The organism is Arthrobacter sp. Dra40 (assembly GCF_059091905.1).
The window spans coordinates 25,038-37,825 of record NZ_JBNHHB010000024.1 but is presented as its reverse complement, the minus strand read 5'-3'; the positions used below and the strand labels follow the sequence as shown (position 1 = coordinate 37,825).

The 12,788-nt window shown below is 67.1% G+C and carries 7 protein-coding genes and 1 pseudogene; 4 read left to right on the top strand and 4 right to left on the bottom strand.

The window, feature by feature from the left end; genetic code table 11:
• The first annotated feature begins 269 nt into the window (after nt 1–269).
• Nucleotides 270–3,701, top strand: a complete 3,432-nt coding sequence (locus AC5RWT_RS12920) for a pyruvate carboxylase (RefSeq protein WP_494080536.1) — start codon at nt 270–272, stop codon at nt 3,699–3,701.
• Between the two features lie 86 nt (nt 3,702–3,787).
• Here the strand turns inward: AC5RWT_RS12920 and AC5RWT_RS12915 are convergent, their stop codons facing one another.
• On the bottom strand, nt 3,788–5,596 hold the full coding sequence (locus AC5RWT_RS12915; RefSeq protein ID WP_494080535.1) for an AMP-dependent synthetase/ligase: 1,809 nt from the start codon (nt 5,594–5,596) through the stop codon (nt 3,788–3,790).
• Between the two features lie 174 nt (nt 5,597–5,770).
• Between AC5RWT_RS12915 and AC5RWT_RS12910 the strand changes: the two genes are divergently transcribed.
• Nucleotides 5,771–6,730: an ROK family glucokinase gene (locus AC5RWT_RS12910; RefSeq protein WP_494080534.1), complete on the top strand. Its 960-nt coding sequence runs from the start codon at nt 5,771–5,773 to the stop codon at nt 6,728–6,730.
• Nucleotides 6,731–6,747: 17 nt separating this feature from the next.
• On the opposite strand, the gene AC5RWT_RS12905 is transcribed toward AC5RWT_RS12910, so the two are convergent.
• Nucleotides 6,748–7,218: a hypothetical protein gene (locus AC5RWT_RS12905; RefSeq protein ID WP_494080533.1), complete on the bottom strand. Its 471-nt coding sequence runs from the start codon at nt 7,216–7,218 to the stop codon at nt 6,748–6,750.
• On the bottom strand, nt 7,205–7,993 hold the full coding sequence (locus AC5RWT_RS12900) for an alpha/beta hydrolase (RefSeq protein ID WP_494080532.1): 789 nt from the start codon (nt 7,991–7,993) through the stop codon (nt 7,205–7,207). The genes AC5RWT_RS12905 and AC5RWT_RS12900 overlap by 14 nt, the downstream gene beginning before the upstream one ends.
• Before the next feature lie 157 nt (nt 7,994–8,150).
• Here AC5RWT_RS12900 and AC5RWT_RS12895 point away from each other — a divergent pair.
• Nucleotides 8,151–8,823 (top strand): annotated as a pseudogene (locus AC5RWT_RS12895) (lysophospholipid acyltransferase family protein); the annotation flags it as partial.
• Nucleotides 8,824–9,279: 456 nt separating this feature from the next.
• On the top strand, nt 9,280–10,665 hold the full coding sequence (locus AC5RWT_RS12890; protein WP_494044131.1) for a class II 3-deoxy-7-phosphoheptulonate synthase: 1,386 nt from the start codon (nt 9,280–9,282) through the stop codon (nt 10,663–10,665).
• Nucleotides 10,666–10,786: 121 nt separating this feature from the next.
• On the opposite strand, the gene pknB is transcribed toward AC5RWT_RS12890, so the two are convergent.
• The gene (pknB, locus tag AC5RWT_RS12885; RefSeq protein ID WP_494080531.1) at nt 10,787–12,769 is read right to left on the bottom strand and encodes a Stk1 family PASTA domain-containing Ser/Thr kinase; all 1,983 of its coding nucleotides are present in this window, start codon (nt 12,767–12,769) and stop codon (nt 10,787–10,789) included.
• Between the last annotated feature and the right edge of the window lie 19 nt (nt 12,770–12,788).

The window sequence follows — 12,788 nt, the reverse complement described above, 5'->3', positions numbered from 1 at the left end:
ATAAGTCTTCACGGCACCCTATCCATCATAGGTGGAGCGCCGCAGGAGACTGTGCCATCGGCGCGGCCACCCGGCGTTTCTCTTCGGCGGCCGCCGCGGCACCGTAACATGCCGTCTGCGAACAACACCAAGGAGGTGATCTGTGCAACACTGGCTTGCCAGTCCAGCGGGCCGTCCGTGAGACTTGGCTCACTGAGTCCGCCGGCTTTGGCGCCGGACGGTCGTGTCTCAAATCCTCAGTCCGGACCCGGCAATGATGCAGGAGTGAAATGTTCTCTAAGATCCTGGTAGCCAATCGTGGCGAAATCGCCATCAGGGCTTTCCGCGCGGCCTATGAACTGGGCGCGAAGACAGTGGCCGTGTTCCCCCATGAGGACCGCAATTCGATCCACCGGCAGAAAGCCGACGAAGCGTATCTCATTGGCGAGCCCGGGCATCCCGTGCGGGCGTATCTCGACATCAACGAGATCATTCGGGTGGCCAAGGAATCCGGCGCGGACGCCATCTACCCTGGCTACGGGTTCTTGTCCGAGAATCCGGATCTGGCCCGCGCGGCTGCCGGTGCGGGAATAGCCTTCGTCGGCCCGAAGGCCGACGTGCTGGAGTTGGCCGGGCACAAGGTCCGCGCCCTGCAGGCAGCGCGCAAGGCCGGGATTCCGGTGCTGAAGTCCACCGACCCCAGCTCCGATCCGGAAAAGTTGCTGGCCGAGGCCGAGGACATCGGTTTCCCGATCTTCGTCAAGGCTGTGGCCGGCGGCGGCGGGCGCGGCATGCGCCGCGTGGATGGCCCGAAGGATCTGCCGGAAGCCCTGGCAGCTGCCATGCGCGAAGCCGACACCGCCTTCGGCGACCCTACCGTTTTCCTGGAGCAGGCTGTGCTGCGGCCGCGCCACATCGAAGTGCAGATCCTGGCCGACGGGCAGGGCAACGTCATGCACCTCTTCGAACGCGATTGCTCGCTCCAGCGCAGGCACCAGAAGGTCATCGAAATCGCCCCCGCACCCAATTTGGACGAGAACATCCGGCAGGCGCTGTACCGGGATGCAGTGAAATTCGCCGAGGCGCTCGGCTACACCAACGCCGGCACGGTCGAGTTCTTGGTGGACACCGTGGGCGAACGGGCCGGGCAGCACGTCTTCATTGAGATGAACCCGCGGATCCAGGTGGAGCATACGGTGACCGAGGAGATCACCGACGTCGACCTGGTGCAGTCCCAGCTGCGCATCGCCGCCGGCGAGAGCTTGGCCGATCTGGGGTTGTCCCAACAGACGGTCTCCGTCAACGGCGCGGCCATGCAGTCCCGAATCACCACCGAGGACCCGTCCAACGGATTCCGGCCCGACGTCGGCAAGATCACCGCCTACCGCTCTGCTGGCGGCGCGGGCGTCCGGCTGGACGGCGGAACCATCTACACCGGCGCCGAGATCAGCCCGCACTTCGACTCAATGCTGGTCAAGCTCACCTGCCGCGGCCGAGACTTTGCGACGGCGGCGGCCCGCGCCAAGCGGGCCTTGGCCGAGTTCCGCATCCGCGGCGTCTCCACCAACATCCCGTTCCTGCAGGCTGTGCTGGAGGACCCGGATTTCCTCGCCGGCAATGTGGCCACATCGTTCATTGACGAACGGCCGGAGTTGCTGAAAGCCCGTGTCTCCGCCGACCGCGGCACGAAGCTGCTCACTTGGCTGGCGGATGTCACGGTCAACAAGCCGAACGGGGAGCTGCCGGTGGCCACCGCGCCGCTGGAAAAGCTGCCCGAACCGGCTCGGCAGGCACTCGAAGCCACCGGCGCCCTGACCGCGGTCCCGGCCGCGGGCTCGCGGCAGCGGCTGCAGCAGCTGGGCCCGGAGAAGTTTGCTGCCGAGCTGCGCGCCCAGACGGCCGTGGCGGTCACGGATACGACCTTCCGCGACGCCCACCAGTCGCTGCTGGCCACCCGCGTGCGGACCAAGGACCTGCTGAATGCGGCACCTGCCGTGTCGGCCCTGACCCCGCAGTTGCTCTCGGTGGAGGCATGGGGCGGAGCGACCTACGACGTGGCGTTGCGGTTCCTCGGCGAGGACCCGTGGGAGCGGCTGGCGGCGCTGCGCCAAGCGATGCCCAACATCTGCCTGCAGATGCTGCTGCGCGGCCGGAACACAGTGGGCTACACGCCGTACCCGGAGGAGGTCACCACGGCGTTCGTCCGGGAAGCGGCCGCCACCGGCATTGATATTTTCCGGATTTTCGATGCGCTCAACGATGTCTCGCAGATGGAACCGGCCATCCGCGCCGTGCGGGAGACCGGAACGGCCGTGGCGGAAGTCGCGCTCTGCTACACGGGCGACCTGCTGGATCCCGCCGAGGACCTCTACACGCTCGACTACTACCTGGGCTTGGCCGACCGGATCGTCGATGCCGGAGCCCACATCCTGGCGATCAAGGACATGGCCGGCCTGCTGCGTCCGGCGGCCGCGGCCAAGCTGGTCTCGGCGCTGCGTGACCGGTTCGACCTCCCGGTGCACCTGCACACCCACGACACGGCCGGCGGGCAGCTCGCCACGCTGTTGGCTGCCGTCGATGCCGGTGTGGACGCTGTCGACGCCGCCAGCGCCGCGATGGCCGGCACCACCAGCCAGCCGTCGATGTCGGCGCTGGTCGCCGCCCTGGCCCACACCGAGCGTGATACCGGGCTGGACCTGACCGCGGTGGGTTCGTTGGAGCCGTACTGGGAAGCGGTCCGCCGCGTCTACGCTCCGTTCGAGTCGGGGTTGCCGGGGCCGACCGGCCGCGTGTATGCCCACGAAATTCCGGGCGGCCAGCTGTCCAACCTCCGGCAGCAAGCCATCGCGCTGGGACTCGGAGAGCGATTCGAGGCGATCGAGGACATGTACTCCGCCGCCGACAAGATCCTGGGCCGGCTGGTGAAGGTGACTCCGTCGTCCAAGGTGGTGGGCGACCTGGCCCTGCAGTTGGTGGGCGCCAACGTCGACCCGGCGGATTTCGCAGCGGATCCGCGGAAGTACGACATTCCGGACTCCGTGATTGGCTTCCTCTCCGGCGAGCTGGGTGACCCGCCCGGCGGCTGGCCCGAGCCGTTCCGCACGAAAGCCCTGGAAGGGCGCAACATCAAGCCCCGCAACGAGGTGCTCTCCGCTGAAGACTCGGCTGCGTTGGCCGCGGATTCGGCCACCCGGCGGGCCACGCTGAACCGGCTGCTCTTTGCCGGCCCCACCAAGGAATTCGAGAAGACCCGGGAAACGTACGGGGATGTCTCCGTCCTGGACACGCTGGACTACCTCTACGGACTGCAGCCGGGGTCCGAACATGTCATCGCGCTCGAGAAGGGCGTCCGCCTGATCGCCATGCTTGGAGCCATCTCCGAGCCGGATGAGAAGGGCATGCGCACTGTGCATTGCACCCTCAACGGCCAGCAGCGCAACGTGACGGTGCGGGACCGCAGCGTCGAATCAGAGGTCAAGGTCGCGGAGAAGGCCGATCCGGGACAGCCGGGACACGTCGCGGCTCCGTTCGCCGGCGCGGTCACGGTGACCGTCAAGCCGGGGGACACCATTCAGGCCGGTGACACCGTGGCAACCATCGAGGCGATGAAGATGGAAGCCGGTATCACTGCTCCGGCAGGGGGGACCGTGGCGCGACTGGCGGTCTCCGCCGTCGAACAGGTCCAGGGCGGCGACCTGCTGCTGGTCATCGACCCGGCGTAGCCGGAAGGCCGGTACACCGAACGGCCCGACAGACGACGGAAGGGCTGCCGCTGTGAAGCGGCAGCCCTTCCGTCGCGCCGGAGCGGTTATTGCCGGACGCTGGTGTAAATCTGCTCCACATACTCGTCGAAATCGGCCAGTACCTGCGCCCGCTTGATCTTCAGCGACGGCGTCAGATGCCCTGACGCCTCGGTGAAATCGGAGGGGATGACGCGGAAGGACTTGATCCCCTCCGCCTGCGAGACCGACCGGTTGGCTTGGTCGATCAGCGCCTGGAGGGCGGTCTTCACGGCGTCGTGGTTGGCCGCTTGCTCCGTCGTGGTGCTGGCCGGCAACCCGTGGCGTTCCAGCCAGCCGGGCAGGGCTTCCTCATCCAGCGTGATGAGCGCGGAGATGAACGGGCGGTTGTCGCCGATCACCACGCATTGGGACACCAGCGCGTCGGCACGGATCTGGTCTTCAAGCTGTGCCGGGACAACGTTCTTGCCGCTGGCCGTCACGATAATTTCCTTCTTCCGGCCGGTGATGCTCAGGAAACCGTCGGCGTCCAGTTCGCCGATGTCGCCGGTGCGGAACCAGCCGTCCTGGAACGCCTCGGCGGTCAGATCGGGCCGGTTGAAGTAGCCGCGGAGCACGCAGATCCCCTTGGTGAGGATTTCGCCGTCGTCGGCAATCTTGACGGCGTTGCCGGGCAGCGGCGCCCCCACCGTGCCGATCTTGATCAGCTGGGGCGTGTTGACGGAGATCGGCGCCGTCGTTTCGGTGAGCCCGTAGCCTTCCAGTACCAGCAGGCCGATGCCGTGGAAGAAATGCCCTAGCCGTTCGCCCAGCGGGCCGCCGCCGGAGACGGCGTGCTCCACGCGGCCGCCCATGGCCTCGCGGATCTTGTGGTAGACCAGCTTGTCGAAGAGCTTGTGCTTGAGCTTGAGCGTCAGCGGCACCTTGCCGGCCGCGTCGGCCCGTGACCAGGCGACGGCAGTGTCAGCGGCGGCGTGGAAGATCTTGCCCTTGCCGCCATCCTCCGCCTTCAGCATGGAGCTGTTGTATACCTTCTCGAAGACGCGCGGAACGGCCAAGATGAACGTGGGCCGGTAACTCTGCAAATCCGGCAGCAGGTTCTTGATGTCCGGGGTATGCGCCACCGTGGCCCCCGCGGCAACGCAGAGCACGGAAATAAACCGTGCGAAGACGTGCGCCAGCGGCAGGAACATGATGGTCTGGGCGCCCTCGTGGGCGACGTCCGGCAGCGCTGCGGCGGCGTTCTTGGACAGCTCCACGAAATTTCCGTGGGTCAGTTCACAGCCCTTGGGCCGGCCGGTGGTGCCGGAGGTGTAGATAATCGTGGCCAGGTCGTCGAGGCCCGCCACGGTGCGGCGTTCCTCCACCTCAGCGTCCGGTACATCGTTCCCGGCGGTGCGCAGCGCATCCAGCGACTCTTCGTCCAACTGCCACACGTGCTTCAGGTTTTCCAAGCCTTCGTCGAGGGCGGCCCGGCGGACCTTGGCCTCATGGGCGGCGCTTTCGGCGAACACTGCCACCGCGCCCGAATCGCCCAGGATCCAAGCGATCTGGCTGGGGGAGGAGGTCTCATAGATCGGCACGGACACGGCGCCCGCGAACCAGACCGCAAAGTCCACCAGCGACCATTCGTAGCGTGTGCGGGCCATGATGCCCACGCGCTGGCCCGGCTGGACGCCGCTGGAGATGAGCCCCTTGGCCAGCCGTGTCACGTCCGCGAGGAATTCGGTGGCACGGATGTCCTGCCAGGCGCCGGACGAATCCTTGCGGGAAAACAAGGCCGGGTTCGATGCCTTCTGCGCCTGCTCAACCACCAGGTCTGCGATGTTGGCATCCCGCGGAACGTCAACCAAGACGGGCACGCTGTATTCGCGCACGTTAGCTCCTCACTACTTCAGCTGTGGCCAGCTCTGCTCAGCCTCCCTGACGGAGGTTGCCTTTAGCCTATAACCTAAATCACAGGGCCTACCGGCAGGTAACCTACAAAACGGTAACGGTCCTTGGTGCTCCAGCGGCCCGGTACGTGGGCTCGACTTGCCTACGATGGGGAGGTGGAGAACAGCGGACTGGCGGTGGGGATCGATATCGGCGGCACCAAAGTGGCGGCCGGTGCCGTCGATGGTTCCGGGAACGTGATCGCGGAACTGGTTCGCCCGACCCCGGGCCACGATCCGCGGGACGTGGAAGATCTTATCGCGGCGCTGGTGCGCGACTTGGCGTCGGAACACCAGATTGTGGCGGTGGGCGTGGGGGCGGCCGGCTGGATGGACCTCGCCGGCGGCACCGTATTGTTCAGCCCGCACCTGGCATGGCGGAACGAACCGCTGCGGGACAACCTGGAACGGCTGCTCCGCCGGCCCGTCACTGTCGTCAACGACGCCGATGCCGCCGCCTGGGGCGAGTTCCGGTTTGGTGCGGGGGCGGGGGAGTCGCGACTGGTGTGCATTACCCTGGGCACGGGCATCGGCGGAGCGATGGTGATGGACGGCCGGCTGGAGCGGGGCCGCTGGGGAGTTGCGGGGGAATTCGGGCATCAGGTCATCATGCCCGGCGGACACCGCTGCGCATGCGGAAACCGCGGCTGTTGGGAGCAATATGCCTCGGGTAACGCCCTGGGCCGCGAGGCCAGGGAACTGGCGGCGGCGAATTCGCCGGTGGCCCAGCGATGGCTGCAGGCCGCGGGCGGCATGGTGGAGGACATCACCGGCGCAGTAGTGACGGAACAGGCCAAGCGGGCCGACCCGGCCAGCGTCCGGCTGCTGGAAGAGACCGGCGAATGGCTGGGGCTGGGGCTGGCCAACCTGGCCGCGGCGCTGGATCCCGGCCTGTTCGTGATCGGCGGGGGACTCTGTGAAGCCGGAGATCTGCTGCTGCAGCCGGCCCGCCATGCGCTGGAGCGGAACCTGACCGGCCGGGGTTTCCGCCCGCTGGCGGACGTCCGGCTGGCGGCCTTGGGGCCGAAGGCAGGAATGATCGGTGCCGCAGACCTCGCCCGGGCCGCCGCCGGCTGAAACCGGCGCCGGTCGCGTCAGACGCGTGCCCCGTCGTCGTACCCATCGCGTTCCTTCGGCAGCCGGAAGAGCAGGTAGACGGCGGAAGCCACGAAAATGACCACCATTCCCAGCACCGCAGCCAAGGGTACGCCGCGCCACAGCATGGCGGTCAGCAGCAGGCCCAGCGGCGATCCCACAGCGCCGATCCACGCCAGCACCAGCAGCGGCTCGCCGGCGCCCAACGGTTCGGGCTCCGGCGGTACGTAGCCCTCGTCGTCGTCGGGTTCCTCGACGACGTAGTCCCGCGGGCCGGATGGCGCACCCGGCGACCCGGCCTCCGGCAGGCGGTGCTCGAAGATATCGCGCAGCCGCCGGGGATCCGTGCCGCCGTCCGCTGCCGGCTGCTCCGGGAGGGGCCCGTCCGGGTTCCCGGAGTCGGTTTCTTCCAGCCGGGCCACCAGATCCTGCCAGACGGCGTCGTCCCGGTCCTGATCATGCCCCGGCACGGCTGGCTCCTGTGTGTGTTGGTGACGTGGCCGCGATGGCGTGGATGAATTCCGCCGATCGGCGGTAGATCAGTTCGGCGTCATGGTCCATGGTGGCCACATGGTAGCTGTCCGCGAGCGGCACCACCTCCAGCCGGGGGGTGCCGATGCGGCGCCGCAGCACACGCATGGAGGACTCCGGCACCGTATGGTCCACGGCGGAGCGGAAAACCAGCGTCGGAGCGGTGACCCGGGGCAGGTCGGCCACCACCGTCTTGAAGAGCTGACCCAGTTGGTGGGCTGCCGCCACCGGGGTGCGGTCGTACGCGCCCTCATCGATGCCCGGCATGTTGATGTCATTGCCAATGGCCGGCACCGATTTCAGGACGTACTTCATCAGTCCGGTGAACGGTGCCCGAGGGTCGGCGATGGTTAGCCCCGGGTTCACCAGCAGCACGCCGGAGACCGGACGGTGCGCAGCCAGCCGCAGTGCGAGGGCGCCGCCCATGGACAGACCGGCGACGAAGACCTGGCTGCGCTCGCGGGCGAGTTCGGCGAAAGCCTGCTCGGCCGCTCCGTACCAGCTTTGCCAGCGCGACGTTCCCAGATCCTGCCACGTGGTGCCGTGGCCGGGCAGCAACGGCAGCCGCACCGCGAAGCCGGCATCGGCCAAGCTCTCCGCCCACCCCCGCATGCTGCGCGGGGAACCGGTGAAGCCATGCAGCAGCACCACGCCCAGACGGGAACGGGGGCCGTGCCCGGAGCTGGAGAAGGCCCCGTCGAGAGCAGAAGTCATGGCACTATCGTGTCATTATGGGAGCCGTTCGGCCATTGATTGCCGTCCTCCTCCTTCTCCGGCGTTGCCCGCGGCGCAGCCACGCAGACGCCAAGCTGGAGTAGAGTCTCAAACGGAATTGTTATGCGGCCTGGGGCGGCGGAATGGAAAGGCACACGTGTTCTACTGGTTTATGAAGACCATTGTCGTGGGGCCGGTGGTTCGCCTGCTCTTCCGGCCGTGGGTCAAGGGCCTGGACAACATTCCGGATAACGGGCCCGCCGTGCTGGCCAGTAACCACCTTTCCTTCTCCGATTCGATTTTCCTGCCACTGGCCGTGTCCCGGCCCGTGGTGTTCCTGGCCAAGAGCGAATACTTCACCGGCAAGGGACTCAAAGGCAAGCTCACGGCGGCGTTTTTCAAGATGACGAACCAGCTGCCGATGGACCGCTCGGGCGGGGCGGCCTCGGCCACCTCCCTGTTGGCCGGCCGGGACGCGCTGCAAGAGGGCGGGTTGCTAGGCATCTACCCGGAAGGAACCCGGTCGCCGGACGGCAAGTTGTACCGTGGCAAGACCGGCGTAGCCAAGCTGGTGCTGAGCACCGGGGTGCCGGTCATTCCGGTGGCGATGATCGGCACGGACAAGGTCCAGCCGATCGGCCGGCGCATCCCCAACATCCGCCGGGTGGGCATCATCATGGGCAAGCCGCTGGACTTTTCCCGCTACAAGGGTCTGGAAGACGACCGGTTCATCCAGCGCTCGGTCACCGACGAGATCATGTACGAGATCATGCGGCTCTCCGGCCAGGAATATGTCGATTCGTACGCCAGCACGGTCAAGGCGCGGCAATCGGCACGCAAGCCGGTGCGCGGGGAAAACCAGCGCCAGGCCGCCGTCGGACTGCCCGCAGAGCAACCGGAACCACCGAAGACCAAGGCGCCCGGCGCCATCACGGTGATCGGCGCAGCAACGCCTACCGCCGAGGTGCCGGCACCTCCCGGGCCGGAGAACGGGCTGCGGCGAGCAGCGGAACCGGCGAACGGCAAAGCTGCAGCCGCCGCACCCTCCGCCGCACCTTCAGGCGCCCCTTCAGGCGCCGCACCGAACGGCGTGGCCGGACGGAGTGAAGCAGTCGGCGGAACCGCCGCTCAGCAAGGGGACACGCCCGGGCTTCCGGACAGCGGCGGCACGGCCCCGGGATTGGGTCAGGACGGCCCGCACTAATCCGGCCGCATTGTGACGGCGAGTCGTCGGAGCATGACTTCTCCACATGAAGCCGGGCAGAGCCGCGGTCTACGATTGAGGCGTGACCGATACAACCTTTACTGCTTCCGTTCCCGACCAGCTGCCTACGGCGGCGAACTACCCCGGTTTGGATGACTGGCGCGACCTGCCGGTGGTGCAGCAGCCCAGCTGGCATGACGCCTCGGTCCACGCCTCCGCTGTTGCCGAGCTCAACACCCTGCCGCCTCTGGTCTTCGCCGGCGAAGTCGACGTCCTGCGGGAACGTCTGGCCCAGGCCGCCGATGGCAAGGCCTTCCTGCTCCAGGGCGGGGATTGTGCCGAGACCTTCGGTGCTGCCACTGCCGACAAGATCAGCGCCCGGGTCAAGACCATTCTGCAGATGGCCGTGGTGCTCACCTACGGCGCCTCGCTGCCCGTGATCAAAATGGGCAGGATGGCCGGGCAGTTCGCCAAGCCCCGTTCGTCCAACGACGAGACCCGCGAAGGCGTGACGCTGCCGGCCTACCGCGGCGACATGGTCAACGGGTTCGACTTCACCCCCGAGTCCCGCGCCCACGATGCCAGCCGGATGGTGCAGGCGTACCACACCTCCGCCTCCACGCTGAACCTGATCCGGGCTTTCACGCAGGGTGGATTCGCCGACCTGCGACTGGTGCACCACTGGAACAAGGGCTTCACCGCCAATCCGGCACATTCCCGCTACGAGTCGCTCGCGCGCGAAATCGACCGCGCGGTGAGATTCATGGACGCATGTGGAGCCGACTTCGATGCGCTCAAACGGGTGGAGTTCTTTGCCAGCCATGAGGCGCTGGTGCTGGACTATGAGCGGGCCCTGACGCGCATCGATTCGCGTACCGGCCTGCCCTACAACACCTCCGGGCATTTCCTCTGGATCGGCGAACGCACCCGGCAGCTGGACGGCGCCCACGTGGAATTCCTGTCCAAGGTCCGCAACCCGATCGGGGTCAAGCTGGGACCGACCAGCTCGGCCGACGACGCCCTGCGGCTGATCGACAAACTGGATCCGGAACGCGAGCCCGGACGGCTGACGTTCATCACCCGCATGGGTGCAGGCAACATCCGCCAGAAGCTGCCGGAACTGGTCAAGCGGGTAACGGCCAGCGGCGCCAAGGTGCTCTGGGTGACGGACCCCATGCACGGGAACACCGTCACCTCGCCGAACGGCTACAAGACCCGGAACTTCGACGACGTGATCGACGAAGTGCGCGGCTTCTTCGATGTCCACCACGAACTCGGGACGTTCCCCGGCGGCCTGCACGTGGAAATGACCGGCGACGACGTGGCCGAGTGCCTCGGGGGTGCCGATCCGATCGACCAGAACGCGTTCTTGGACCGTTACGAGTCCGTCTGCGATCCGCGGCTGAACCACATGCAGTCGCTGGAGATGGCGTTCCTGGTGGCCGGAGCGCTCTCCCGCCAGCAGTAGCCGCCCCGGCTCTGAGGAGCACACGGCAGAGGGCCCGGAACCATCGAACAGGTTCCGGGCCTTCTGCCGCTCAGGGGTGTCTGACCCGGCCGGCCCGCCCGGGGGACGGCCACTGCCGGAATCACACCACGGTCAGTGTGATGACGGAGCCCTCGGGGACCGACTCATTGACCGGATCCTGGGCCCGGACCGTGCCGAAGAAGCCGCCGAGGATCTCGTTGACTTCCACCTCGAAGCCAAGTTCCTTCAGCTGGCGCTCGGCGTCGTCTATCTGCAAGCCAACCATGTCCGGGACTTCGACCATCCGCGGTCCCTTGGAGAGGGTCAAGGTGACCGTGTCGCCGCGGATCACCTGTCCCTCGGCAGGAGCCTGCGCGGCGACCGATCCCTCCGGGACGTTGCGGTCAAAGATTGCCTCGGGTGCTATCTCCACCTTCAGCCCGGCACCTTCCAGGACGGCGGCGGCATCACCCTGTGGCTGTCCGATCACCTGGGGGACGTCAAAAGGCTTTGGCCCCTTCGAAACTGTCAGCTCGACGGCGGAGCCCCGCCTGAGCTGTTCGCCTTCGCCAGGTTTGTGGCTGAGGACCGTGCCCGCGGCGACGTCCTCGTCGTAGGCCTTTTTGACCTTGCCGGCGGTGAGATTGGCTTCTTCAAGTGCGGCGGTGGCCTTGTCCAACGTCATGCCGGCCAGCGGCGGGACCGCGAACAATTCCGGCCCCTTCGACACCACCAGCGCCAGATGCTCGAACCGGCGTACTTCGATGGGCGCGTCAGGCTCCGTGCCCACGGCGATTCCCTTGGCCACCTTTTCGTCGAAGACTTCTTGGAGCCTGTACTCCAGCCCCTGCTCCTGAAGCATGCTCTGGGCTTCCGCCACGGGTTTTCCGGCGACGTCCGGTACGGAAACGAGAGCGCCGGGGCCCATCCCGAAGAACCATCCCGCGGCGGCAACCAGGGCGGCAACGATCGCCAGCACGACAATCCAGATCACGCCGCGGCGCCGAGGATTGCCGCGGCGAAGGTTCTGTTCAGGACGCCGGGCGCTTCGGGCGAGTTCCCGCTGGCGCTTCTTCGACTCACGCGCGGACAGCGGCCGTTGCTCGCCAGCCGGTGCCTCGGCAACCTGGCCGGCGCTGAAGATCTGCGTGTGCTGGGCAGGACGGGAGATCACGGTGGTGCGATGTGGGTCGGAGGCGATGACCTCGGTGGCGGATGTCCCCGCTTCCCCGGCCGGTGCGGTCTGGAGATCCAGTTGTGCATCGCTGAGCGACTTGTGCACGTGTCGCAGTTCGCCGAGCAGGGCTGTGGCATCCACCGGCCGCTGTTCCGGGTCCGAACCCGTGCACCAGAGCACCAGTTCGTCCAGATCGGAAGCGAGCCCGGGAACCAGGGTGGACGGCGCCGGAACGGTGGAATTGACGTGTTGGAAAGCCACCTGGATGGGTACGTCTCCGGTGAAGGGCTGACGCCCGGTCAGCATCTCGAACAGCATGATGCCCACGGAGTACACATCGCTGCGTTCATCGGCCGCCGTGCCGGTGACCAATTCCGGCGGCAGATACGCCACCGTCCCGATCAGGGTCCCGGTGCTGGTGCTGGTGGTGACCGCGCGCGCCAGGCCGAAGTCTCCCAGCTTGATCCGTCCGTCGTCGGACATCAGGACGTTCTCCGGCTTGATGTCGCGGTGGACCAGGCCGGCGGAGTGCGCGGCCGAAAGCCCCTCGATGACGGGGTCCAGCACGGCCAGCGCGTGCCGGGGCGTCAGCGGCGCGGAATCGTTCAGCAGGTCGCGGAGCGTGTGCCCGCGGACGTATTCCATCGCCAGATAGGCGACATTGCCATCGAAGCCTTGGTCGTAAACCCCCACCACATGGGGGTGCGAGAGCCGGGCCGCCGATTTGGCTTCGCGCTCAAACCGCTCGAGGAAGCTTCGGTCTTCGGCCAGATACGGGTAGAGGACCTTGAGCGCCACATTGCGGTCCAGCCGGGTGTCGGACGCCAGATAGACGGTGGACATCCCGCCGCGCGCCAGGCGCGAAAGAACACGGTAGCGTCCGTCGATCAGGGCGCCGACCAGTGAATCAGTTGCCGGTTGCTGCACTCTACGATCCTAGTCCGAT